Source organism: Streptomyces sp. NPDC047028, from assembly GCF_040644095.1.
Taxonomy (GTDB): Bacteria; Actinomycetota; Actinomycetes; order Streptomycetales; family Streptomycetaceae; genus Streptomyces.
Genome location: NZ_JBEYVS010000021.1, coordinates 99,597 through 124,255 on the forward strand (window position 1 = coordinate 99,597; position 24,659 = coordinate 124,255).

The 24,659-nt window shown below is 72.2% G+C and carries 21 protein-coding genes; 4 read left to right on the top strand and 17 right to left on the bottom strand.

The annotated features are described in order from the left end of the window. Positions 1-22: 22 nt before the first annotated feature. From sepF to rsmH, 14 genes are all read right to left on the bottom strand, one after another. Positions 23-664: a cell division protein SepF gene (gene sepF, locus ABZ854_RS20170; RefSeq protein ID WP_361212484.1), complete on the bottom strand. Its 642-nt coding sequence runs from the start codon at positions 662-664 to the stop codon at positions 23-25. Positions 665-792: 128 nt separating this feature from the next. Then, positions 793-1,512: a YggS family pyridoxal phosphate-dependent enzyme gene (locus ABZ854_RS20175; protein ID WP_361212487.1), complete on the bottom strand. Its 720-nt coding sequence runs from the start codon at positions 1,510-1,512 to the stop codon at positions 793-795. Positions 1,513-1,518: 6 nt separating this feature from the next. Continuing rightward, on the bottom strand, positions 1,519-2,247 hold the full coding sequence (pgeF, locus tag ABZ854_RS20180) for a peptidoglycan editing factor PgeF (RefSeq protein WP_361212490.1): 729 nt from the start codon (positions 2,245-2,247) through the stop codon (positions 1,519-1,521). Further along, positions 2,244-3,455, bottom strand: coding sequence for a cell division protein FtsZ (gene ftsZ / locus ABZ854_RS20185; RefSeq protein WP_361212492.1), 1,212 nt, complete (start codon positions 3,453-3,455; stop codon positions 2,244-2,246). The genes pgeF and ftsZ overlap by 4 nt, the downstream gene beginning before the upstream one ends. A 278-nt stretch (positions 3,456-3,733) precedes the next feature. Next, on the bottom strand, positions 3,734-4,528 hold the full coding sequence (locus tag ABZ854_RS20190) for an FtsQ-type POTRA domain-containing protein (protein ID WP_361212495.1): 795 nt from the start codon (positions 4,526-4,528) through the stop codon (positions 3,734-3,736). 25 nt (positions 4,529-4,553) lie between these two features. Then, positions 4,554-5,642 (bottom strand): undecaprenyldiphospho-muramoylpentapeptide beta-N-acetylglucosaminyltransferase, encoded by a 1,089-nt coding sequence (murG, locus tag ABZ854_RS20195; protein ID WP_129309623.1) that lies wholly within the window; start codon positions 5,640-5,642, stop codon positions 4,554-4,556. A gap of 6 nt (positions 5,643-5,648) precedes the next feature. Then, a complete protein-coding gene (gene ftsW / locus ABZ854_RS20200; protein ID WP_361212498.1) occupies positions 5,649-7,022 on the bottom strand; it encodes a putative lipid II flippase FtsW in 1,374 nt (457 codons plus the stop codon). A 68-nt stretch (positions 7,023-7,090) separates the two neighbouring features. Next, positions 7,091-8,527 carry a UDP-N-acetylmuramoyl-L-alanine--D-glutamate ligase gene (gene murD, locus ABZ854_RS20205; protein WP_361212501.1) on the bottom strand — a complete coding sequence of 479 codons (1,437 nt, stop codon included), beginning with the start codon at positions 8,525-8,527 and terminating at the stop codon, positions 7,091-7,093. After that, a complete protein-coding gene (gene mraY, locus ABZ854_RS20210; RefSeq protein ID WP_129309620.1) occupies positions 8,509-9,582 on the bottom strand; it encodes a phospho-N-acetylmuramoyl-pentapeptide-transferase in 1,074 nt (357 codons plus the stop codon). The genes murD and mraY overlap by 19 nt, the downstream gene beginning before the upstream one ends. Next, positions 9,579-10,985, bottom strand: coding sequence for a UDP-N-acetylmuramoyl-tripeptide--D-alanyl-D-alanine ligase (gene murF / locus ABZ854_RS20215; RefSeq protein WP_361212505.1), 1,407 nt, complete (start codon positions 10,983-10,985; stop codon positions 9,579-9,581). Before murF ends, mraY begins: the two co-directional genes overlap by 4 nt. A 28-nt stretch (positions 10,986-11,013) precedes the next feature. Then, a complete protein-coding gene (locus tag ABZ854_RS20220; RefSeq protein WP_361212508.1) occupies positions 11,014-12,534 on the bottom strand; it encodes a UDP-N-acetylmuramoyl-L-alanyl-D-glutamate--2,6-diaminopimelate ligase in 1,521 nt (506 codons plus the stop codon). A gap of 214 nt (positions 12,535-12,748) precedes the next feature. Continuing rightward, positions 12,749-14,761 carry a penicillin-binding protein 2 gene (locus ABZ854_RS20225; protein ID WP_361212511.1) on the bottom strand — a complete coding sequence of 671 codons (2,013 nt, stop codon included), beginning with the start codon at positions 14,759-14,761 and terminating at the stop codon, positions 12,749-12,751. A gap of 5 nt (positions 14,762-14,766) precedes the next feature. Next, positions 14,767-15,324 (bottom strand): septum formation initiator family protein, encoded by a 558-nt coding sequence (locus tag ABZ854_RS20230; RefSeq protein WP_361212514.1) that lies wholly within the window; start codon positions 15,322-15,324, stop codon positions 14,767-14,769. A gap of 63 nt (positions 15,325-15,387) precedes the next feature. Further along, positions 15,388-16,344 carry a 16S rRNA (cytosine(1402)-N(4))-methyltransferase RsmH gene (gene rsmH / locus ABZ854_RS20235; RefSeq protein WP_361212517.1) on the bottom strand — a complete coding sequence of 319 codons (957 nt, stop codon included), beginning with the start codon at positions 16,342-16,344 and terminating at the stop codon, positions 15,388-15,390. 419 nt (positions 16,345-16,763) lie between these two features. Here rsmH and ABZ854_RS20240 point away from each other — a divergent pair, with 419 nt between their 5' ends. The 4 genes from ABZ854_RS20240 to ABZ854_RS20255 all read left to right on the top strand — a co-directional run bounded on the left by ABZ854_RS20240 (position 16,764) and on the right by ABZ854_RS20255 (position 22,330). Then, a complete protein-coding gene (locus ABZ854_RS20240; RefSeq protein ID WP_361212520.1) occupies positions 16,764-17,291 on the top strand; it encodes a carbonic anhydrase in 528 nt (175 codons plus the stop codon). A 262-nt stretch (positions 17,292-17,553) separates the two neighbouring features. Next, on the top strand, positions 17,554-18,594 hold the full coding sequence (locus ABZ854_RS20245) for a MoxR family ATPase (protein ID WP_361212521.1): 1,041 nt from the start codon (positions 17,554-17,556) through the stop codon (positions 18,592-18,594). Next, the gene (locus ABZ854_RS20250) at positions 18,594-19,949 is read left to right on the top strand and encodes a DUF58 domain-containing protein (protein ID WP_361212524.1); all 1,356 of its coding nucleotides are present in this window, start codon (positions 18,594-18,596) and stop codon (positions 19,947-19,949) included. The genes ABZ854_RS20245 and ABZ854_RS20250 overlap by 1 nt, the downstream gene beginning before the upstream one ends. Further along, positions 19,949-22,330 carry a DUF3488 and transglutaminase-like domain-containing protein gene (locus ABZ854_RS20255; RefSeq protein WP_361212527.1) on the top strand — a complete coding sequence of 794 codons (2,382 nt, stop codon included), beginning with the start codon at positions 19,949-19,951 and terminating at the stop codon, positions 22,328-22,330. The genes ABZ854_RS20250 and ABZ854_RS20255 overlap by 1 nt, the downstream gene beginning before the upstream one ends. A gap of 107 nt (positions 22,331-22,437) precedes the next feature. Here the strand turns inward: ABZ854_RS20255 and ABZ854_RS20260 are convergent, their stop codons facing one another. The 3 genes from ABZ854_RS20260 to ABZ854_RS20270 all read right to left on the bottom strand — a co-directional run bounded on the left by ABZ854_RS20260 (position 22,438) and on the right by ABZ854_RS20270 (position 24,657). Beyond that, complete coding sequence (locus ABZ854_RS20260) at positions 22,438-22,827, bottom strand: DUF3040 domain-containing protein (RefSeq protein ID WP_129309610.1); 390 nt, start codon at positions 22,825-22,827, stop codon at positions 22,438-22,440. Between the two features lie 269 nt (positions 22,828-23,096). Beyond that, a complete protein-coding gene (locus ABZ854_RS20265) occupies positions 23,097-23,915 on the bottom strand; it encodes a methyltransferase (RefSeq protein WP_361212531.1) in 819 nt (272 codons plus the stop codon). Between the two features lie 178 nt (positions 23,916-24,093). Then, on the bottom strand, positions 24,094-24,657 hold the full coding sequence (locus ABZ854_RS20270; RefSeq protein ID WP_361212534.1) for an SAV_6107 family HEPN domain-containing protein: 564 nt from the start codon (positions 24,655-24,657) through the stop codon (positions 24,094-24,096). Between the last annotated feature and the right edge of the window lie 2 nt (positions 24,658-24,659).

Below are 24,659 nucleotides of genomic sequence, written 5' to 3' on the forward strand. Positions count from 1 at the left end.
TGCTTGTTTCCGGTGGTGCGTCTCAGCTCTGGTTGAAGAACCCGCCCTCTGCGATGCGGGCCTTGTCCTCCGCCGTGACATCGACGTTAGCAGGCGACAACAGGAACACCTTCTGCGTCACCCGCTCGATGCTGCCGTGAAGACCAAACACCAAACCGGCCGCAAAGTCGACAAGTCGCTTGGCGTCTGTGTCATCCATCTCAGTCAGATTCATGATCACCGGGGTGCCCTCGCGGAAGTGTTCCCCGATGGTACGGGCCTCGTTGTAGGTCCGGGGGTGAAGCGTGGTGATCCGGTACGGCTCTCGTTCGGACACGACCTTGGGCATGATCACCGGTGCGTTCTTCTCCATGGACTGACGTTCTTGTGTGATGGACGCCACGGGCGCGATGCGCGCCGGACGCCCGGATTCCGCGGCGAGCGAAGTGGAGTGGGAGACCGGATCGCGCGGCGCCGGAGGCTGCACCACCCGGACCGATTCGTCCCTTTGGGACTGGTGTGCACCATGAGACTGGTGCACCACTTCGTGCCGTCGGTGGTCCCGCTCGGGCTCCGGGTCCAGTTCGGGCTCGAAGTCGTCGTCTGGGTCGAATCCGCGGCCGTCGTACCCATCGTCCTCCACGAGGCCGAGGTAGACCGCCATCTTGCGCATCGCGCCGGCCATGCTCTGAGTCCTCCGCTCTGTGGTGGATCGACTGACGACTTGCCAAGTGCCCGCGATCCACGTGGTCGTTGTGCCGCCTTCGGCGGCATTGACCATATTTTCTGCTGTGGTCCGACTTCCTGGCGACGTTACCCGAGCCTGGGGCGGACTCCGAGTACCGCGCTGCCGACGCGCACATGTGTCGCTCCGGCGGCCACGGCCTGCTCGAGGTCCGCACTCATCCCCGCTGACACCATGGTTGCAGCCGGATGGGCTCGGCGCAGGTCAGTCGACAAATCCATGAGCCGCTGGAACGCCGCCTGTTCGCGTCCCGCGTACTCCCCGGTGAGCGGGGCGACGGTCATCAGCCCGTCGAGCCGCAGCCCGGGCGCCCCGGCGACCAGGTCGGCCAACTCCTCGACACCGGCCGGTGCCACGCCTCCGCGCTCGCCCCGTTCCGCGGCGCCGGCGTCCAGCGCGACCTGGATCAGGCAGCCCACCTCGCGCTCCGTCCGCACCGCCTCCCTCGACAGCGCCGCGACGAGCCGGTCCCGGTCGACGGACTGCACGACATCGGCGTAGCCGACCACGGAACGGACCTTGTTGGTCTGCAACTGGCCGACAAAATGCCACTTCAGGGGCAGATCGGCACAGGCGGCGGCCTTCGGGGCGGCGTCCTGGTCGCGGTTCTCGGCGACCAGGCGCACACCGAGTTCCGACAGGATCCGCACATCGCTCGCCGGGTAGGTCTTGGTGACCACGATCAGGGTCACCTCCTCCCGCTTGCGTCCGGCCGCCACGCAGGCGGCGGTGATGCGGTCCTCCACATGCGCCAGGTTCGTGGCGAGTTCGGTCTTACGGTCCGTCATGCCCCATCAGTCCAGCCAGACGTAGCTCGCGAGCCGCCCGGTGGAGCGGTCGCGGCGGTACGAGAAGTGATCGCCCGATTCCAGCGTGCACACCTGCGCGTGCGCCAGGTCGCGCACGCCGAGCCGGTCGAGCTGTGCGCGCACGCCGGCGCTCACGTCGACGGCAGGTGTCCCCCAGCTCGTCTCGGCGTGCGCCGCCGGCTCGACGGCGGCCACCTCGGTGCGCATCGCCGCCGGCACCTCGTAGCACTGGCCGCAGACGGCCGGCCCGGTGCGGGCGACAATCCTGGCCGGGTCGGCGCCGAGTTCCGCCATGGCCCGTACGACGGCGGGGACCACGCCCTCGACCAGTCCGGGCCGGCCCGCGTGGGCCGCGCCGGCGATCCCGGCGACCGGGTCGGCGAGCAGCACCGGCAGGCAGTCGGCGGTGAGGACGGCGAGGGCGAGTCCGCGGCGGGCGGTGACGATCGCGTCGACCTCCGGTGCGGGCCTCTCGCCCCAGGGTGCCTCGATGACCTCGACGTCGGCGCCGTGCACCTGGTTCATCCAGACGACCCGGGCGGGGTCGAGGCCGAGCGACTTCGCCGCCAGCTCCCGGTTGGTCCGGACCGCTCCGGGCTCGTCGCCGACGGCGCCGCCGAGGTTCAGCTCCTCATACGGAGCGGCGCTCACCCCGCCCCACCGATCGGTGAAGGCGAAGTGCGCGCCGCTCACGCTCTCGCGCCGTCCTATCACTTGAGGAAGTCCGGCACGTCCAGTTCCTCGGCCGAGCTGTCCGAGTAGGTCCGCGGCGCGGGCGGGACCGCCGGGGTGACGGTGACGTCGGCCACCGGCTCGGGCGTCTGCTCCGGCTCCTCCTTCGGGGTCACGCTGCCGAGCGAGCCGAAGGACGGGCGGCTGCTCTCGGGCTGCCGGGCCGGCGCGGGCTCCTCGCGGCGGGGCGCGGAGGTGGAGGAGGAGGCGGAGCCGAGGACGTTGTCCCGGCGGGCCGGCGGCTGGCCGCCGTCGAAGCCGGCCGCGATGACGGTGACCCGGACCTCGTCGCCGAGGGCGTCGTCGATGACGGCACCGAAGATGATGTTGGCCTCGGGGTGGGCGGCCTCGCTGACCAGCTGAGCGGCCTCGTTGATCTCGAACAGGCCGAGGTCGGAGCCGCCGGAGATGGAGAGCAGCACACCGCGGGCGCCGTCGATGGACGCCTCCAGCAGCGGGGAGGAGATCGCCATCTCGGCGGCGGCCACCGCGCGGTCGTCGCCGCGGGCCGAGCCGATGCCCATGAGGGCGGAGCCGGCCTCGGACATGACCGACTTGACGTCGGCGAAGTCGAGGTTGATCAGGCCGGGGGTGGTGATGAGGTCGGTAATGCCCTGCACACCGGAGAGCAGGACCTGGTCCGCCGACTTGAAGGCGTCGAGGACCGAGACCTGGCGGTCCGAGATGGACAGCAGCCGGTCGTTGGGGATGACGATGAGGGTGTCTACCTCTTCGCGGAGTTCGGCGATGCCGTCCTCGGCCTGGTTCGCGCGACGCCGTCCCTCGAAGGTGAACGGGCGCGTGACCACGCCGATCGTGAGGGCGCCGAGCGAGCGCGCGATGCTGGCCACGACGGGCGCGCCGCCGGTGCCGGTGCCGCCGCCTTCACCGGCCGTGACGAAGACCATGTCGGCCCCCTTGAGGACCTCCTCGATCTCCTCACGGTGGTCTTCGGCGGCCTTGCGGCCGACGGCCGGGTTGGCGCCGGCGCCGAGTCCGCGGGTCAGTTCACGGCCGACGTCGAGCTTGACGTCGGCGTCGCTCATCAACAGCGCCTGTGCGTCGGTGTTGATGGCGATGAACTCGACACCCTTGAGACCGACTTCGATCATCCGGTTGATGGCATTGACACCACCGCCGCCGACACCGATGACCTTGATGACTGCGAGGTAGTTCTGCGGTGCTGCCACGTCGAAGGCCTCTCGCCTCGAATTACGTTGTCGCCGCCGAGCGGTGCCCCGCGCCGGGACGACGGATGCCGAATGGGACGGTCCGAACGCCGACCCGAACCCTAACCCTGAAGTTTAGGGTTACCAGTGTGTCTGTTCCCTGGAGTCTTCTGAACAGGACACTAAGTCGACAAGTGGCGCCCGTTCAACGAACACGCCGAACCTCCCGTTTTTCTTTTCACCCTATGTGATCAGGCGTTGCAGTGCCCAACCAGGGTGCTGGCCTGCGCTGATGTGCGTCAACTCCCCGATGACGCAGGGGCGGTGGGCACACTCACGTCGAAGTGGCGCGCGTCCGGAGCTGCTTTCATGAGTGCTGTGAGGACCCGTGCCTTGTCGCGGCCGTTCTCGCCGCTGCCCCACAGCACCGTGCGGCCACCGCTCAACTCCAGCGAGACGGCGTCGTAGGAGCGGACTTGGAGGGTCCGGGTGTCCTGGGCGACGGCGGCCGGGAGGTCGCCCGCCACGCCGACCGCCTCACGCACCAGCCGGCCGGTGCCGAAGCGCCGGAAACTCGCGGCGGCCGAACCCGCTCGGGAAGCGGTCAGTTCCAGCAGCGGAACGTTCTTCGGAGCCTGTGAAACCGTGGCGAACCGGACGCCCTTGTGGTCGACTTCGACATAGTTCCCGGCCTTGCGGACGAGGAGCACGGGCGTACGCTCCGTCACCCTCAGCCCGATCCCGTGCGGCCAGGACCGGACGACGTCGACGGTGTCGATGCGGGGCAGTTTCTGGCGGAGCCGGGCCTCGATGGCACCCGTGTCGACCGAGATCATGGGATCGCCGACCGGGACGGAGGCGGCCTCGCGCACGTCGGCGGGGGTCAGCACCCGGGTGCCGGAGACCGAGACGCGCTCGACGCGCAGCCAGTTGGAGCCGTACAGCGCCCAGAGCGCGCCCGCGCCGAGGAGCACGACGAGCGCCGCCAGGATGACCATCGTACGAATGCGCGGCCTGCACCACCGGCGGGCGGGCGGCGGGCCGGACGACTCCTGCTGGCGTTCACCGCGCTCGGCGGTAGTCGGTCCGGCCACCTCACTGCCCTTTCGTCATACGGTCCTATCGGCGTGAGGCGATCGCCTCGTACACCATGCCGACGAGCAGGTCGTCGGCGTCCCGGCGGCCGAACTCACCGGCGGCGCGGGACATCTCGTACAGCCGGTGCGGGTCGGCGAGCACGGGCAGCACGTTGTGCTGCACCCACTCGGGCGTGAGGTCCGCGTCGTCGACGAGGAGTCCGCCCCCGGCCTTGACCACCGGCTGGGCGTTCAGCCGCTGTTCGCCGTTGCCGATGGGCAGCGGGACGTAGGCGGCCGGGAGTCCGACGGCGGAGAGTTCGGCGACGGTCATCGCGCCCGCGCGGCACAGCATCATGTCGGCCGCGGCGTACGCGAGGTCCATCCGGTCCAGGTAACTTACCGGGATATAGGGCGGCATACCCGGCATCTGGTGCACCTGCGGCAGTTCGTTCTTCGGGCCGACCGCGTGCAGGATCTGGATACCGGCCTGCTGCAGCCAGGGGGCGACCTGCTGGACCACCTCATTGAGGCGGCGGGCGCCCTGCGAGCCTCCGGAGACGAGCAGCGTGGGCAGGTTCGGGTCGAGGCCGAAGCGGTGGCGCGCCTCGGGGCGGGCGGCCGCGCGGTCCAGGGTGGCGATGGCGCGGCGCAGCGGGATGCCGATGTAGCGGGCGTCACGCAGCTTGCTGTCCGGGGTGGAGACGGCGACGCGGGCCGCGTACCGGGAGCCGATCTTGTTGGCCAGTCCGGGCCGGGCGTTGGCCTCGTGGATCACGATGGGCACGCCGAGGCGCTTGGCGGCCAGGTAGCCGGGCAGGGCGACGTAGCCGCCGAAGCCGACCACGGCGTCCGCCTTGGTGCGCTCCAGGATCTGCTCGGCGGCCTTGATCGTGCCGCGCAGCCGGCCCGGGACGGTGATCAGCTCGGGGGTGGGCTTGCGCGGCAGCGGCACGGCCGGGATCAGCGCCAGCTCGTAGCCCCGCTCGGGGACGAGCCGGGTCTCCAGGCCCCGCTCCGTGCCGAGGGCCGTGATGCCCACGGTCGGGTCCTGCCTGCGCAGGGCGTCCGCGAGGGCGAGCGCGGGCTCGATGTGGCCCGCGGTACCTCCGCCGGCGAGTACGACATGCACCGAAATTCACCGCTCTCCGGACGAACGCGCCGTGGTGGCACGCCGTCGCATCGTGTTCCATCTCCGTGATTCCCGGCCGGACGTGCGCCCGGTGCGGGAACCTCCCGCCCGCTTTCTACCAAAGCGAGGTTGCCGCATCGCAAGCGCCGCCCGTGCGGCGGGCTCGTCCCGCGCGAAGGCGATCAGCAGCCCGACGGCGAACATGGTCGGCAGCAGGGCGGATCCTCCGTAGGAGAACAGCGGGAGGGGGACACCGGCGATCGGCAGCAGGCCGAGCACCGCACCGATGTTGATCACTGCCTGGGCGGTGATCCAGGTGGTCACGCCTCCCGCGGCATACCTCACGAAGGGGTCCTCCGTGCGTCCGGCCACGCGGATACCCGCATAGCCTAGAGCCGCGAACAGGGCGAGCACCGACAGTGTTCCCGCCAGGCCCAGTTCCTCACCGGTGACGGCGAAGATGAAGTCGGTGTGGGCTTCGGGCAGTTGGCCCCATTTCTCCACACTCGCACCGAGCCCGGACCCGAAGATTCCGCCGGAGGCGAGGGCGTAGATGCCGTGCACGGCCTGCCAGCAGTCGGCGCCGGAGGTCTTGGGCCGGGTCGCGCCGATGCAGGCGAGGCGGGCCATCCGGTTGGGGCTGGTCTTGATCAGCAGCACGCCGATCGCGCCGGCGACGGAGAGCACGCCGACGAACAGCCGGGTCGGGGCGCCGGCCAGCCACAGCAGGCCGAACAGGATCGCCGTGAGGATGATCGCCGTGCCCATGTCGCCGCCGAGCATGATCAGCCCGAGCAGCAAGAAGGCGACCGGGACCAGGGGCACCAGCATGTGCTTCCACTGGGTCAGCAGCTTCTTCTCCTGCTTGCGGGCGATCAGGTCCGCGCCCCACAGCACCAGGGCGAGCTTGCCGAACTCGCTGGGCTGGATCTGGAAGGAACCGCCGAGGGAGATCCAGTTCTGGTTGCCGTTGACCGCCATCCCTATCCCCGGCACCTGCACCAGGGCCATGAGGAAGACGGCACCGGCCAGAATCGGGTAGGCGAGCGCCCGGTGCAGCCTGACCGGCATGCGGGCGGCCGCAAGGAGCAGGACGCCGCCGATGAGCGCGGCGAGGGCCTGCTTACGGAAGAAGTACGACCCGGGCAGCGACAGCTGCAGTGCGGTGATCTGGGAGGCCGAGTAGACCATCACCAGGCCGAGCACGGTGATCAGCAGACTGCCGCCGAGGATCAGGTAGTAGGCGGTCAGCGGCCGGTCCCAGGCCTTCCGCGCACGCGTGAAGAACCGCTGGAAGGGGTTCTCGCGCGGCGTGCGGGCCACCGCTGGGCGCCGGGACGCCCGCTGTACGGGCGGGCGTCCGGTACGGCTACCGGGCATGGGCGCCTCCACTGAACGTCGACCGTCCCACGCGTCCCTCCCAAAGTCCGCCCGGCAGGCGGCCGGGGTCAGGCGCCGAGCTCGCGGACCGCCGCCGCGAACGCGTCACCGCGCTGGTTGTAGTTGGTGAACATGTCCATGGAGGCGCAGGCCGGGGCCAGCAGCACCGTGTCGCCGGGCCGCGCGAGCCGCCTGGCCTCCGTCACCGCCCGGAGCATCGCCCCAGTGTCGGTCTGTTCGAGGTCGACGACGGGTACTTCGGGGGCGTGTCGCGCGAGGGCGTCGCGGATGAGGGCGCGGTCGGCGCCGATCAGGACGGCGGCGCGCAGGCGCGGCGCGGACCTGGCGACGAGTTCGTCGAAGGTGGCGCCCTTCGCCAGACCGCCCGCGATCCATACGATCGGATCGTATGCCGCCAACGACGCTTCGGCCGCGTGGGTGTTGGTGGCCTTGGAGTCGTCGATGTAGGCGACGCCGTCGACGTCGGCGACGTGGGTGATGCGGTGCGCGTCGGGGCGGAAGGCCCGCAGTCCGTCGCGTACGGCCGCGGCCGGTACCCCGAAGGCGCGCGCGAGGGCGGCGGCGGCGAGGGCGTTGGCGATGTTGTGCGGGACCGGCGGGTCGACGTCGGCGACCTCGGCCAGTTCCTGCGCGTTCTTGTGCCGGTTCTCGACGAAGGCCCGGTCGACGAGGATGCCCTCCACGACGCCGAGCTGGGAGGGTCCGGGGGTGCCCAGGGTGAACCCGACGGCCCGGCAGCCCTCCTCGACGTCCGCCTCGCGCACCAGGTCCTCGGTGCGCTTGTCGGCGACGTTGTAGACGCAGGCGACCCGGTTGCCCTCGTAGATACGGCCCTTGTCGGCGGCGTAGGCCTCCATGGAGCCGTGCCAGTCGAGGTGATCCGGGGCGAGGTTGAGGACGGTGGCGGAGTGGGCGCGCAGGGAGGGCGCCCAGTGCAGCTGGTAGCTGGAGAGTTCGACGGCGAGGACGTCGTGGGTCTCCTCGCCGAGGACCACGTCGAGCAGGGAGACGCCGATGTTGCCGACGGCGGCGGTGCGCAGCCCGGCCGCCTTCAGGATCGAGGCGAGCATCTGCACGGTGGTGGTCTTGCCGTTGGTGCCCGTGACGGCCAGCCAGGGCGCCGCGTCGGGCCGGCGCAGCCGCCAGGCCAGCTCCACGTCGCCCCAGACGGGCACGTCGGCCTCGGCGGCGGCGAGGAACAGCGGCTTGTCGGGCTTCCAGCCGGGCGTGGTGACGATCAGCTCGGTGCCCTCCGGGAGACTCGCCCCGTCGCCCAGGCGCACGGTGACGCCGAGCGCCCGCAGCTCCTCGGCCTGCGCACGCGCGCGTGCGTCGTCGCCGTCGTTGACGACCGTGACGAGCGCGCCGCGCGCGTGCAGCACCTTGGCCGCCGGGATACCGGAGACGCCGAGTCCGGCGACGGTGACGTGCTTGCCCCGGAGGTCGAGGGGTGCCGAGCCGGTGGTCACTTTTCCGCTGCCCATCCCGCGTAGAAGAGGCCCAGTCCGACGATCACGCAGATGCCTTGGATGATCCAGAAGCGGACCACCACCAGGACCTCGGACCAGCCCTTGAGTTCGAAGTGGTGCTGGAGGGGCGCCATCCGGAAGACCCGCTTCCCGGTGAGCCGGAAGGAGCCGACCTGGATGACGACCGACATGGTGATGAGGACGAACAGTCCGCCCATGATGGCCACGAGCAGCTCGGTGCGCGAGAGGATGGCCAGGCCGGTGAGGACACCGCCGAGGGCGAGCGAACCGGTGTCGCCCATGAAGATCTTGGCCGGCGAGGTGTTCCACCACAGGAAGCCCAGGCAGGCCCCCATCAGCGCGGAGGCGACCACGGCCAGGTCGAGCGGGTCGCGCACCTCGTAGCAGGCGCCCGGGTTGGTCAGGGTCGTCGCGTTGGCGCAGGACTCCTGGAACTGCCAGACGCCGATGAACGTGTAGGCGCCGAAGACGAGGACGGAGGCGCCGGTGGCGAGACCGTCCAGACCGTCGGTGAGGTTCACGCCGTTCGACATCGCGAGGATCATGAACAGCGCCCAGACGACGAACAGCACGGGGCCGATGGACCAGCCGAAGTCCGTGATGAACGACAGCTTGGTGGACGCCGGGGTGTTGCCGCGCGCGTCGGAGAACATCAGCGACAGCACGGCGAAGGCGATGCCGACGATCAGCTGGCCGGCCATCTTGGCCTTCGCCCGCAGGCCCAGCGACCGCCGCTTGACGATCTTGATGTAGTCGTCGAGGAACCCGACCAGACCCATGCCGACCATCAGGCCGAGCACCAGCACGCCGGAGAACGTCGGCGGCTTGCCGGTGATCACCTTGCTCAGGAAGTAGGCGACGACCGTCGCCAGGATGAAGGCGATGCCGCCCATGGTCGGCGTGCCGCGCTTGCTGGCGTGCTCGCGCGGGCCGTCGTCACGGATGTACTGGCCGTAGCCCTTGCGGGCGAGGAGCTTGATCAGCAGCGGGGTGCCGACCAGCGTCAGGAAGAGGCCGATGACTCCCGAGAACAGGATCTGGTTCATCATCGGGCGGCGACCTCACCCTCGGCACCCGTCCCGGTCAGCGCCTCGGCGACGCTCTCCAGACCCACCGAACGGGACGCCTTCACGAGAACGACGTCTCCCGGGCGCAACTCGCTGCGCAACAGGTCGACCGCCGCCTGTGCGTCGGACACGTGCACCGACTCCTCACCCCACGAACCCTCGTTGTATGCGCCCAGTTGCAGCCAGGAGGCCTCGACCCCCCCGACGGCGACGAGCTTGCCGACATTGAGCCGGACGGCGAGCCGTCCGACGGCGTCGTGCTCGGCGAGCGCCTCGTCCCCCAGCTCGGCCATCTTGCCGAGCACCGCCCACGTGCGGCGCCCCTTTCCCATGGCCGCGAGAGCCCTGAGGGCGGCCCGCATGGACTCGGGGTTGGCGTTGTAGGCGTCGTTGACGATGGTCACGCCGTCCGGGCGCTCGGTGACCTCCATGCGCCAGCGGGAGAGGGAGCCCGCCTCGGAGAGCGCGGTGGCGATCTCACTTGCGGACATGCCCAGCTCATGGGCGACGGCGGCCGCGGCGAGCGCGTTCGACACGTGGTGCTCACCGTACAGGCGCATCGTCACATCGCTTGCACCGGAGGGTGTGTGAAGCCTGAACGACGGCTGTCCGCTGTCCGTGAGTCGTACGTTCTCGGCGCGTACGTCCGCTTCGGCCGACTCTCCGAAAAGGACCACCTTCGCCTTGGTACGGGAGGCCATGGCCCGCACCAGCGGGTCGTCGGCGTTGAGGATCGCGGCCCCGTCCTCGGGGAGCGCCTCCACCATCTCGCCCTTGGCCTGCGCGATCTGCTCGCGCCCGCCGAACTCGCCGATGTGGGCGGTGCCGACGTTGAGCACCAGGCCGATCCGGGGCGGGGTCAGCTCGGTGAGGTAGCGGATGTGGCCGATGCCGCGGGCGCCCATCTCCAGCACGAGGAACCGGGTCTCCTCGGTGGCGGTCAGGGCGGTCAGCGGCAGCCCGATCTCGTTGTTGAGCGACTGCGGCGTGAACACGGTCGGCGCGTGGCGCATCAGGACCTGCGCGATGAGGTCCTTGGTGCTGGTCTTGCCCGCCGAGCCCGTCAGGGCGACGAGGGTCGCGCCGAGCCGGCGTACGACGTGCCGGGCGAGGGCACCGAGGGCGGCCTGCACGTCGTCCACGACGATCGCGGGCACACCGACCGGGCGGGAGGCCAGTACCGCGACCGCGCCCGCCTCGATGACCTGCGCCGCGAAGTCGTGGCCGTCCACGCGCTCGCCGACGAAGGCGACGAAGAGGCTGCCGTCCCGGACCTCCCGGGAGTCCCGGACGACCGGTCCCGTGACCTGGACGGACGGATCCGGTATGTCGTGCGTCTGCCCGCCGACAACGCTTACGATCTCGGCGAGGGAGAGGGCGATCACAAGTTCATCCCCTGGGGTTCGAGGATTTTCATCCCTGGGTGTTCTGGATGGCTTCGCGGAGCACCTGGCGGTCGTCGAAGGGACGCACCACCCCGGCGATGTCCTGGCCCTGCTCGTGGCCCTTGCCCGCGATCAGCACGGTGTCGCCGGGCTCGGCGCGGCCCACGGCGGCGGCGATGGCGGCGGCCCGTTCCTCGAACAGGAGCACCTCGCCGCGCTCGTGCGCGGGCACGGAGGCCGCGCCCTGGAGCATGGTCGCGAGGATCGCGAGCGGATCCTCGGAGCGGGGGTTGTCGGAGGTCAGCACGGCCGTGTCGGAGAGCCGGGCCGCGGCGGCGCCCATCGGGGCCCGCTTGGTGGTGTCCCGGTCGCCGCCGCAGCCGAGGACGACGTGCAGCCGGCCCTTGGTGACCTTGCGCAGCGCCTTGAGGACCGACTCGACGGCGTCGGTCTTGTGCGCGTAGTCGACGACCGCCAGATAGGGCTGGCCGGCGTCCACGCGCTCCAGGCGGCCGGGCACGCCCGGCACGGCGGCGATGCCGTCGGCGGCGGTCTGCGGGTCGAGGCCGGCCGCGGCGAGGGCGACGATCGCGGCCAGGGTGTTGGCCACGTTGAACGGGCCCGCGATCGGGGACTTGGCGGCGATCCGCTCGCCGTTCGGGCCGAGCACGGTGAACGTGGAGTCCACCGGGCCGACCTGGACGTCCTCGGCGCGCCAGTCGGCGTCCGGGTGGCCCTCGGCGGAGAAGGTGACGACGGGGACGGTGGCCTCGGTGACGAGCCGGCGGCCGTAGTCGTCGTCGAGGTTGACCACGCCGAGTCTGCTGCGCTCCGGCGTGAACAGCTGGGCCTTGGCCTGGAAGTAGTCCTCCATGCCGGAGTGGAACTCCATGTGCTCCGGGCTGAGGTTGGTGAACACGGCGATGTCGAAGACGCAGCCGTCGACCCGGCCGAGCACCAGCGCGTGGCTGGAGACCTCCATGGCGACGGCCTCGACGCCGCGTTCCCGCATGACCGCGAACAGGGCCTGCAGATCGGTGGCTTCGGGGGTGGTGCGCTCGGACTTGATGCGCTCGTCGCCGATGCGCATCTCGACCGTGCCGACGAGTCCGGTGGACTTCGCCGTGCGCAGGCCGCCCTCGACGAGGTAGGCGGTGGTGGTCTTGCCGGAGGTGCCGGTGATGCCGATCTGGAGCAGATCGCGGCCCGGCCGGCCGTAGATGGTGGCCGCGAGTTCGCCCATCTGCGCCCGCGGGTCGTCGACGACCAGCACCGGCAGTCCGGTGGCCGAGGCGCGCTCGGCGCCCGACGGGTCGGTCAGCACGGCGACCGCGCCGAGGCCGGCGGCCTGGGTGACGAAGTCCGCGCCGTGCAGGCGGGCGCCCGGGAGGGCGGCGTACAGGTCGCCGGGGCGGACGGCGCGCGAGTCGTGGGTGATTCCCGTGACTCCGGCGGCGGCGTCGGGAGCGGCGGCACCCAGCTGACCGGCCAGCTCCGCGAGGGGGGTGGCGGTGACCTGAACCGGTCGGGGCGGTCCCGGGTATGTCACGGAAGCGCCTTTCTGGGCGGTTTGGGACTGATCAGCGTGTGGCACGGCGGTGAGCGTACCGGGCGTACCCGCTCCGGGGCGAAGTGAGGGGGCGGGGGCGCCCTGGTTCCCGGGATCGGGGGTGATCGTTGTCACGGGCTCGTTCCTGGTGCTTTCCGTGTGCTTTTCGTGTGCTTTCCGTGGTGCGCGAGGGTGCGCTACGGCGGGCCGCCGGTCAGGGCTCGTACTCGACGGGCAGGTTCGCGGGTTTGGCGCCGGTGGGCGGGACCTGGAGGGTCTTCAGGGCGAACTCCATCACCTCCTTGTAGATCGGGCCGCAGATGGAGCCGCCGAAGTAGCTGCCCGAGGTGGCGTTCTGGATGGCGCAGTAGACGGTGACGCGCGGGTTGTCCGCGGGTGCGAATCCGGCGAACGACGAGGTGTAGCCGTGGTACCTGCCGGTGGCCGGATCCACGCGGTTGGCGGTGCCCGTCTTGCCCGCGACCCGGTAGCCGGGGATGCGGGCCTTGTTGCCGGTGCCGTGCTCGTCGTCGACGACGGACTCCAGCATCTGGGCGACGGCCTTGGCGGTCTTCGCGCTGACCACCCGCCTCGTGTCGGGCTGGGGGGCGGGGGTGAACCGTCCGTCGGCGCCGCGGGTGCCGCGCACCAGGGTCGGCTCGACGCGTACGCCGCCGTTGGCGATCGTCGAGTAGATGGACGCCGCCTGCATCGCGTTCAGGGAGAAGCCCTGGCCGAAAGGAATCGTGTACTGCTGCGACGTCGACCACTTCGACGGCGGGGCGAGGATGCCCGCCGTGGCGCCGGGGAAGCCGAGTCCGGTGGGCCTGCCCATGCCGAAGGCGCGCAGGTACGAGTAGAGGACCTTGTTGGCCTCCGGCTGGGTCTTGCCCAGTTCGCCGGTGGCCAGGATGGTGCCGATGTTGCTGGACTGGGCGAGCACCCCGTTGAGCGTCAGGTACTCGGTCTTGTGGTCGACGTCGTCCGAGAACAGCCGGTCGCCGCGGTGCAGCCGGTTCGGTACGACGACGTGGGTGAGCGGGGTGGCCACATGCTCCTGGAGCACGGCCGACATGGACATCACCTTGGCGGTGGAGCCGGGCTCGTAGGCGTCCTGGACGGCCGCGTTGCCCATGGCCGCGCCGTCGGCGTGCGCGAGGTCGTTGGGGTCGAAGCCGGGGGCGTTGGCCATGGCGAGGACCTGGCCGCTGCGGGAGTCCTGGACGATGACGTAGCCGCGGTCCGCCTTGGACTTCTTCACCTGCTCGCTGATGGCCTTCTGCGCGGCCCACTGGATGTCCCGGTCGATCGTCAGCTCGATGTCGGAGCCGGGCATGGGCGGGGTCTCGGTGGAGCCCGCGGTGGGCACCTCGCGGCCGCCGGACTGGGCGTAGCGGATCTTGCCGTCCTTGCCGGCCAGTTCCCCGTTCAGCGCCTGCTCGATGCCGCCGCCGCCCTTGCCGTCGGCGTTGACCCAGCCCAGCACCCCGGCGGCGAGGTCGCCGTTGGGGTACACGCGCTTGCTGCTGGGGTCGGCGAAGACACCGGCGAGCACGTTGGCCGTGTTGTTGTCCGTCTCGGCCTTCTTGGCGAGGGTGGCCCGCAGGTCCTTGATCTGCTTCCAGACCTGCGGGGTCTGCCGGACGGCCAGCCGCGCGTAGCGGGACGTCTTGTTGTCGGGCCGCAGCTTCTTCACCAGGGCGGCCCGGCTCTGGCCGAGGATGGGCGCGAGGAGCGCGGCGGCCTGCTCGGGGCCGTCGTCGATCTTCAGCTGCTTGCGGGTGAACATCGTCGGGTCGGCGGTGATGTCGTACGCGTCCTCGCTGACGGCGAGGGCGACGCCGTTGCGGTCGGTGATGCCGCCGCGCTCGGCGGCCAGCGTGTGCACGACGTACCGGTTCTGCTCGGCCATCGCGGCGTACGTGCTCGCGTCGACGGCCTGCACCTGCAGCAGCCGTACGACGCAGGCGGCCAGCACCAGCGTCAGGGCGAGGGCGACCATGCGCAGCCGGGGGCGGGGGCTGCCGAGCCGGAGCGGACGCCGGCCCGGGGACCGGGCCGCCGAGGCGGAGGAGGGGCGGCGGGGCGGGCGGCCGCCGGGCCCGGGCTGCCTGCGTACGGCGCCCCGCGCGCGCGGGGGCTCGCCCCGGTCCGGGCGTGGCCGGGGGCGCGGGGAGGACGTGGCGGGCCTGGGCACGCGGCGGCGCGGCGGTTCCCTGTCGGACACTTCCGTCACCTGCCGGGGGTCGTGGTCGGGGCGGGCTGCGCCGGGGTGCTGAGGGCGGTCACCGCGGGATTGGTGGGTGTGGGGGTGGCCGTGGGGCCGGGGGTGGTGGCGCTCGGCGTGGGCGTCGGGGACGCGGTGGGCGTGGCGCCCGGCGGCAGGGCCTCGGGGGCCACCGGGTCGTCGAGGGACGCGGGCTCCGGTGCGGCGGGGCTCGGTACGCCCTTCACGATGCCGTCGGGGTCCAGGAAGACCGGGTCGCCGCCGGGGACCATGCCGAGCTGGAGGGCGCGGCGCTGGAGGGCGTCCGGCTGCGAGTAGGCATCGATGTCCCGCTGGAGGGCCTGTTCCTCGTCGGTGAGGTTCTTGGTGCTCTTCTGCAGGTCGTCGAGTTTGAACGAGCCTTCGCTGAGCGCCGAGTTCAGCACCAGCAGACCGATGAGGCCGCCGCCGAGGAGCAGGACGACGAGGAGCACGAACGGGGCACGGGCGGCCCTGGCGCGGCCGGCCGGGAAAAGCCGGGCGAGCCGGGCGGCCCGCCCTTTCAGCTGGGGTTTTCTACTCACCGGGCCTCCTGCGGGTCGCACCGGACCTGCGGTGGGCTGGGGAACCGGACCGACCCGATCCGCTCACTCGACGTCCTCCCTGATCCGCTGGGCGCCGCGCAGCCGTGCCGGGGCGGCCCGGCGGTTCTGCGCGATCTCTTCCTCGGTGGGAAGTTCGGCACCACGCGTGAGCAGCTTGAGTCTCGGCTGGTAGCGCTCGGGCACGACGGGCAGTCCGGGCGGGGCGGTGGACGCGGCGCCGGCCGCGAACACCTGCTTCACCAGCCGGTCTTCGAGCGAGTGGTACGACAGCACCGCGACGCGTCCGTCGACGTCGAGCGCCTTTACGGCGGCCGGGATCGCCCGTTCCAGGACGGACAGTTCGCCGTTGACCTCGATGCGCAGCGCCTGGAAGGTGCGCTTGGCCGGGTTGCCCCCGGTGCGCTTGGCGGCCTGCGGGAGGGCGTCGCGGATCAGTTCGACGAGCCGCGCGCTGTTGGTGAACGGCTCGTTCTCGCGTTCGCGGACGACCGCGGAGACGATCCGCTTGGCCTGCTTCTCCTCGCCGTACGCCCTCAGGATGCGCACCAGTTCACCCGCCGGGTAGGTGTTGAGGACCTCCGCGGCGCTCATGCCGGTCGTCTGGTCCATGCGCATGTCCAGCGGGGCGTCCTGGGCGTAGGCGAAGCCCCGGTCGGCCTCGTCCAGTTGCATGGAGGACACCCCGAGGTCGAACAGCACGCCCTGCACGCGTGCGAGGCCGAGTCTGTCCAGCACCTCGGGCAACTCGTCGTAGACGGCGTGCACCAGGGTGGCCCGGTCTCCGCACGGGGCGAGCCGCTCGCCGGAGAGCCGGAGCGCCTCCTTGTCCCGGTCGAGGCCGATGAGCCGCGCCTCGGGGAAGCGGGCGAGCAGCGCCTCGCTGTGGCCGCCGAGGCCGAGGGTGCAGTCGACGACCACCGCTCCGGGCCGCTCCAGGGCGGGGGCCAGCAGGTCCAGACACCGCTGGAGCATCACCGGAACATGTCGACTCTGGGTCAAAGTAGCCTCTCAGGTCCGACCCGGTCGTCCGCACCGCCGGGTCCCCGCCCGCTCGGCAAGGGGCGGGCCCGCCGGCGCCGGAGGCGTCGGCCGGCCGGGAGCGGGAGGAGGCCGAGCCGTACGTACGCGCCGCGCACGTGGGAAGACCGCCGGACGCGTGCCGGGGCCTGGCGGGAATGTCACCAGCGAGGAGGGCCTCGCCTCCCGCTTCGCGTCACTTTAGTCCACCGTGTCGCGCGGTCAATCAACCGGCCTGCGCGTCGCCCGCGGGAGTGCCACAGGCACCGCGATGGGACGGTATCCACCCGGTCGGCCGGGTTTGCCCAGCGTGTGGAGTCGCTCACAACAGGCCACGATGACGTTCTTTTGTCCGCTCCGGCACCGGGCCCGCCCGGTGGTGCGCTTGTAACGTCATGTCTATGACGACTTCTGCATCAGCTTCCAGTGGATCCGAAGGCACCATCGACCGGCTCGTCGAGGCCAACGAGCGCTACGCCTCCTCGTTCGCGCACGCGGACATGGACTCCAAGCCCGCCCTGAAGGTGGCGGTCGTCGCCTGCATGGACGCGCGTGTCGACCTGACCGCCGTGCTCGGCCTGGAACTCGGCGACATCCACACCCTGCGCAACGCTGGCGGTGTCGTCACCGACGACGTCATCCGTTCGCTCGCCATCAGCCAGCGGGCCCTCGGTACCCGCAGCGTCATGCTGATCCACCACTCCAGCTGCGGCATGCAGACGATCACGGAGGACTTCCGGCACGAGCTGGAGCTGGAGGTCGGCCAGCGTCCGGTGTGGCCGGTCGAGGCGTTCAAGGACGTCGACCAGGACGTCCGGCAGTCCATGGAGCGCGTACGCACCTCCCCGTTCCTCCTCCACACCGACGACGTGCGCGGCTTCGTGTACGACGTGAAGACCGGCCGGCTGCGCGAGATCGACCCCGCCTGACCCGCCGTACCGGCCCGTCCCGAGCTCTCACCTGCGCACTCGTTCCACCACCGGCGCCGTGAACGGCGGTGGAAAAGGCCGCAAGACCGACATAGTGCGGGCAGTTGTCCACAGGCGAGTGACACGAATCGGTAACGGCGGCAAGAATGCGGTGTGTGGCGTCACGCGTGGAACCTTTCATGCGTGGTGTCCGTGTTCGGGGTGGGCCGGTTTCGCATCGCAGAGCGTCGGCCCTGAGTAAGAACGGGCCGAGGAGGGCCGGGTGACGACCTATGACGATCGAGCGAGCCTCACAGATCTGACCGCCACTGTGGAGCGTGTCCGCAGGTCGGTGGAGGGTGTGATCGAGGGCAAGCCCGAGGTCGTGCGGCTTTCGCTGACCGTGCTGCTCGCCGAGGGGCATCTGCTGATCGAGGATGTCCCCGGCGTGGGCAAGACGATGCTCGCCAAGGCGCTGGCCCGGTCCATCGACTGCTCGGTGCGGCGCATCCAGTTCACGCCCGACCTGCTGCCGTCGGACATCACCGGCGTGTCCATCTGGGACCAGCAGCAGCGGGACTTCGAGTTCAAGCCGGGCGCCATCTTCGCGCAGATCGTGATCGGCGACGAGATCAACCGCGCCTCCCCCAAGACGCAGTCCGCGCTGCTGGAGTCCATGGAGGAGCGCCAGGTCACCATCGACGGGCAGACCTACGAGCTGCCGAGCCCCTTCATGGTGGTGGCCACGCAGAACCCGGTCGAGATGGAGGGCACCTACCCGCTGCCCGAGGCCCAGCGCGACCGCTTCATGGCCCGCGTCTCCGTCGGCTACCCGAGCGCGGACGCCGAGCTGCGGATGCTGGACGTGCACGGCGGGGCGTCCCCGCTGGATGACCTCCAGCCGGTGGCGCACGCGCACGACGTCGTGAAGCTGATCGAGGCGGTGCGCGGCGTCCACGTGGCCGAGCCGGTCCGGCGCTACGCGGTGGACCTGGTCGCCGCCACGCGCGTGCACCCCGACCTCAGACTCGGCGCCTCCCCGCGCGCGACGCTCCACCTGCTGCGCGCGGCGAAGGCGGCCGCGGCCCTGGCCGGCCGGGAGTACGCGCTGCCGGACGACGTGCAGGCCCTCACCGTCGCCGTCCTCGCGCACCGCCTGCTGCCCACCGCGCAGGCCCAGCTGAACCGGCGCACCGCCGAGCAGGTGGTGCAGGAGATCCTGCAGCGCACCCCGGTGCCCGCGGAGCCCGGCCGGCAGAGCGGGTTCGGCGGTCTCGGCCGGGGCGTGCCGGCGTATCCGCAGCAGCCCCCGCGGGGTCTGTGATGAGCGCGGGGGAGACGGGCCCGGCGGAGGCCGACCGCGGCGAGAAGAGCGGCGTCCGTACAGCCCTGGCGGGGCTGACCACCCGTGGCCGGTCCTTCCTCGCGGCCGGGATCGCCGCGGCGGTGTGCGCCTACGTGCTGGGGCAGAACGACCTGCTCCGGGTCGGTCTGCTGCTCGCCGCGCTGCCGCTGATCTGCGCGGTCGTGCTGTTCCGCACCCGCTACCGGGTGGCCGGCAGCCGCCGTCTCTCCCCCGCGCGCGTGCCGGCCGGCAGCGAGGCCCGGGTGCACCTGCGGATGGACAACGTCTCCCGGCTGCCCACCGGGCTGCTGATGCTCCAGGACCGGGTGCCGTACGTCCTCGGGCCGCGGCCCCGCTTCGTGCTGGACCGGGTGGAGCCGGGCGGCCGCCGTGAGGTGTCCTACCGGGTCCGCTCGGACCTGCGCGGCCGCTATCCGCTGGGCCCGCTGCAACTGCGGCTCAGCGACCCGTTCGGGATGTGCGAACTGACCCGCTCCTTCTCGGCGTACGACACGCTGACCGTCATCCCGCGCGTGGAGGCGCTGTCCCCGGTCCGCTTCAGCGGCGAGGCCAAGGGGTACGGCGACGGACGGCAGCGCTCGCTGGCCCTCGCCGGCGAGGACGACGTGATCCCGCGCGGCTACCGGTACGGCGACGACCTGCGCCGGGTGCACTGGCGGTCCACCGCGCGCTACGGCGAGCTGATGGTGCGCCGTGAGGAGCAGCCGCGCCGCTCCCGCTGCACGGTGCTGCTGGACACCCGGGGCATCGGCTACGAGGGCGCGGGACCCGACTCGGCCTTCGAGTGGGCGGTGTCCGCCACCGCCTCGGTACTCGTGCACATGCTCGAACGCGGCTTCTCGGTGCGGCTGCTGACGGACACCGGGAGCTCGGTGCCCGGCGAGGGCTCCGACGGGTTCGCGGGCGGCCAGGAGACGGCGGACGCGGCCGGGCTGATGATGGACACCCTCGCGGTGATCGACCACTCCGACGGCACGGGCCTGTCCCGCGCCTACGACGTGCTGCGCGGCGGGAACGAGGGCCTGCTGATCGCCTTCCTGGGCGATCTGGACGAGGACCAGGCGGCGACGGTCGCCAAGATGCGCCGGCGCAGCGGCGGCGGCGTCGCGTTCGTCCTGGACCCGGACATCTGGGTGCGGGAGCCCACCGACGTGCCGGCGCCGGGCAGCCGGCACGAGGAGCGGCTGCGGATGCTGCGCGAGGCCGGCTGGACGGCGCTGAGCGTGCCGCGCGGCGGCGCGCTGAACGAACTGTGGCGGCGGGCGGACCGCGAGCGGTCGGGCCTGGCCGCCGTGAGCGGGGAGGCACTGTGATGAGCGGGCGGGCCCGACTGGCCCTGTGTGCCGCCGCGGCGACGCTGATGGCGTCGTGCTCGCTGCTTCCCCTGGTCGACCAGCCGAGCTGGCTGTTCGAGGCGGCTCTGCTGGTCGCCGTGCAGACCGGGGTGGGCATGGCAGCTCGCCGGGTGCCGCTGGGCCGCCCGCTGACGGTGGCGGCGCAGCTCCTGGTCTCCGTGCTCCTGCTGACGGTGTTCTTCGCCCGGGAGCAGGCGGTCCTCGGGCTGATTCCGGGCCCGGACGCGTTGGGGCACGTCGCCGACCTCCTCCAGCAGGGTTCGGACGACGTCGGCCGGTACGCGATACCGGCGCCGGTCACCGACGGCATCAAGCTGATGCTGATCGGCGGTGTCCTGCTGATCGGCCTGCTGGTGGACACCCTCGCGGTGACCTTCCGCAGTGCCGCCCCGGCGGGTCTGCCGCTGCTCGCGCTGTACTCGGTGGCCGCCGGGCTGTCCGAGGGTGGCGCGGACTGGCTGTGGTTCCTGGTCGCGGCGGGCGGCTATCTGATGCTGCTGCTCGCGGAGGGCCGGGACCGGCTCGCCCAGTGGGGCCGGGTGTTCGGCGGCGCGCCGCGGACGCCGGGCGACCCGGAGGGCGCGGTTGCGCCGGTGCGCACCGGGCGCCGGATCGGCGCCGTAGCGCTCGGCGTCGCGCTGGTGGTGCCGCTGACGCTGCCCGCGATGCAGGGCGGCCTGCTGGACGCGGCCGGGACCGGCGTGGGCCCGGGCAGCGGCGACGGCGGCACGATCTCGGCGGTCAACCCGCTGGTGTCGCTGCGGGACAGCCTCAACACGGACAACGACCGCCAGGTGCTTTCGGTGCGGACGAGCAGCGACGACATCTCGGACCTGTACCTGCGGATCGTCTCGCTGGACGACTTCGACGGCACCACCTGGAAGCCGTCGCAGCGGCACATCGTCGGTGTGCCGCACAGCTTCCCGGCACCCGTGGGGCTGGGTGCGGACATCAAGCGGACGACGGTGCGTACGACCATCACGGCGGCGGACTGGTACGCGCAGGACTGGCTGCCCATGCCGTACCCGCCGAGCGGCGTGGACATCAGCGGCCGCTGGCGGTACGAGCCGGTCGGGATGACGCTGGTCGGCGACCACGGGCAGACGACGCGCGGCGAGAAGTACCGGGTGACCAGCCTGGACGTGCGGCCGACGGCGCGGCAATTGGCCGACGCCCCGGCGCCGCCCGCGGCCCTGGAGCGCGAGTACACCAAGGTGCCGTCGGCGCTGCCGAAGGTGGTGGCCGACACCGCGCGGCAGGTCACCGCGGGCGCGTCGAGCCACCACGAGGAGGCGGTGAAGCTCCAGGACTACTTCGCCGTGTCGGGCGGCTTCACCTATGACACCCAGGTGGAGGTCGGCCGGGGCCCGAACGCGATCGCGGCGTTCCTCCGGAAGAAGCAGGGCTTCTGCGTCCACTTCTCCTTCGCCATGGCGGCGATGGCCCGCACCCTGGGCATCCCGGCCCGCGTGGCGGTGGGTTTCGCGCCGGGCACCCCGCAGGCGGACGGCACGGTGTCGGTGAGCCTGAAGGACGCGCACGCCTGGCCCGAGCTGTACTTCGAGGGCGTGGGCTGGACCCGCTTCGAGCCGACTCCGACCCGGGGCACGGTGCCGTCGTACACCCAGTCGGACTCGCCGGGCACGGCGGTGCCGGACCCGGCGCTGCCGTCCAGGAACGCGTCCTCGGCACCGTCGGCGGCGGCCTCCCCGTCGGAGAGCTGCTCGGCGGGGCTGCGCAAGCTGGGCGGGTGCGAGAGCCCGTCCGCGGCGGCGGCGCCGTCCGGTGGTGGCGGCGGGACTCCCCCGTGGTGGTACGCGCTGATCGGGCTCGCCGGTCTGGCCGTCCTCGCGGTGCCGCTGTCGCCGATGTTGTGGCGGTCGCGGGTGCGGTCGCTGCGGCTGGGCGGGTACGCGCGGACCGAGGAGGGCGCGGCCGCGCACACGCTGGCCGTGTGGCAGGAGCTGACCGACAGCGCCTGGGACGCCGGCATCCCGCCGGACGAGTCGCAGACGCCGCGCGGGACGGCCGCCCGGATCGTCCGGCTGGGCCGCCTCGATCCGGCGGCCGGGGCCGCGGTGCACCGGGTGGCGGACGCGGTGGAGCAGGTGCTGTACGCCCCCCGGCCGGGGGCGGTCACCGGGCTCGCCGAGGATGTGCGCCGTGCGGTCACCGCGCTGAACGCGGGGCTGGGCCGCCGCGGCCGGCTGCGGGCACGGTTCGCACCGCGTTCGGCGGTGCGGCTGCTGTGGGCGGCGTCGGCCCGCTGGGCCGCGGTCAGGGCCCGGGTGACGTCGACCCGACCGAGCCTGCGGAGGCCGTCGGGACAGCAGGGCTGAGGCACGGGCCTCTCCCCTCGGGGAGGGGCCCCGTGGCGGTGGCGGGACGCGCGTGAGGGGTGCCCACCTGGTGGTGGGCACCCCTCACGGATGTCGGGAGCGGGTCGCTAGCGGCCCTGTTGTTCGTCGCGGCGGCGCTGCCAGCGCTCCTCGATCCGGTCCATCATCGAGCGCTTGGGCCGCACCTGGCGGCGCGGGGCACCGGCCGCCGGCTGTTCGCCCGGCTTGGGCGCCTTGCGCCAGCCGGTGACGGCGAGGACGGCGCAGCCCAGCATCACCAGGAAGCCCACCACGCTGATCCAGATCTGCTGTGCGACCATTCCGGCCATGAGGAGCGCGATACCCACGAGGAAGCCCGCGACCGCCTGGTAGACCCGACGCCGGGTGTACGTTCGCAGCCCGTTTCCCTCAAGCGCTGTCGCGAACTTGGGGTCTTCGGCGTACAGCGCTCGCTCCATCTGCTCAAGCATTCGCTGCTCGTGGTCAGAGAGCGGCACGGAGTCCTCCTCGTCGTGCAGTCGCCGGGGGCGACCCGGGGGGTCCCTTCAGGATAGGCAGGGAATCGACCCCGTGAAACCCGCCCCTCTACGCCAATTGGCCAACCGGGGCCCGCCATCACGTCCCGGCTCGCTGAGGCTTCCATTCCCCGGCGGCCGACCCGTCATGCCGGGCGGTTCACCTCGATCATACGGCGCAAACCCCTCGTTCGGGCGGCTTGTGGTGTACTCCATCCGCCGTCCCGCCGCTGATCAGCGGCGGGTCCGGTCTAAGCGCCGCCGGTCTCACCGAGTACGTGGAGCTGTGTGGCCACCGACTGGAACGCGGGCAGCGCGGCCGCGGCGGCCTCCAGCTTCAGCAGGGCTTCCAGGGCGCCCGGCTCGGTGTCCACGAGGACGCCGGGCACCAGGTCGGCGAAGACCCGCACGCCGTGCACGGCGCCGACCGTGAGCCCGGCGCCCTCGACGAGCGCGGTGAGCTGGTCGGCGGTGAAGCGCCGCGGCATCGGATCGCCGGAGCCCCAGCGGCCCTCGGGGTCGTGCAGGGCCTGTTTGGCCTCGGTGAAGTGGCCGGCGAGGGCGCGGGCGAGCACGGCGCCGCCGAGGCCCGCGGCGAGCAGACTGAGGACGCCCTCCTCGCGCAGCGCGGCGACCGCGTTGCGGATGCCCTCGGCCGGATCGTCGACGTACTCCAGGACGCCGTGGAACAGCACCACGTCGTAGCCGCCGCGCTCCACCACGTCGAACAGGCCGTGCGCGTCGCCCTGCACGCCCCTGACCCGGTCGGCGACGTCGGCCTCGGCGGCCCGGCGCTCCAGCGCGAACAGCGCGTTGGGGCTGGGGTCGACGACGGTGACGCGGTGGCCGAGGCGGGCGACGGGCACGGCGAAGTTGCCGCTGCCGCCCCCGGTGTCGAGCACGTCCAGCGACTCCCGTCCGGTGGACTTGACCCGGCGGTCGAGCGCGTCCTGGAGGACCTCCCACACCACGGCGGTCCGCAGGGAGGCGCGGGACCGGGAGGGGTCGGAGCGCAGCGACGCCGCCTGGGGGTGCTGGGGGGAGACGGGCGGGCGCATCGGGTCCGACACGGCGTTGACTCCTCGGAAGGGCGGAAGCTTGAGCGACCTCCACCCTATTGCCTCCGCCGCCCTGCCTGGTCGTCGTGACCGCACGCCGCCCGGTCCGTCTCGCACGGCGGACAAGGTGCGCGCACCGGGAGGGGGCGCGCCTGTGGCCGGACGGGAGTGAGCCTGTGGCCAGTCGGGGTCAGCCCGCGTCCGGGAGGTCGTCGCGGGCTCTCGAGGCGGCCGGCCGGCCGGTGTCCGGCCGGGGCTGGGGCAGGACCGGCTGGAGGGTGAGCATCCGTTCGACGAGGCGGATGAACATCGCCACGTCCCGTACGAGGTCGTCGGCGTCCCGGCGGCCGGCGGCGCCCGGGATGCCAGCCTCCGCGCGGGCCCGGCGGGCGGCGCCGGAGGCGAACAGGGCGCTCCACTCGGTCAGCTCGGGCGCTATCTCGGGCAGCACCTCCCAGGCGCTGCGGATCCGGGGCCGGCGGCGCGGTGCGGGATCGGGGCGGCCCCGGGCCGCGAGCACGGCGGCGGCGGTGCGCAGGGCGGCGAGGTGGGCCGTCGCATAGCGCTCGTTCGGCGTGTCCAGCACGGCTGCCTCGTCCAGCCCTGCGCGGGCCTGGGCGAGCAGGTCGAGGGCGGCGGGCGGGGCCGTGGCCCGGCGGAGCACGGGGTGCACGTCGCTCGCCGGGCCGGTCAGTGAGGGGGCAGGGCCGGTGGCGCGGCGCCGGCTGGCGGCGGCCGCGGACGGGTTGGCCATGA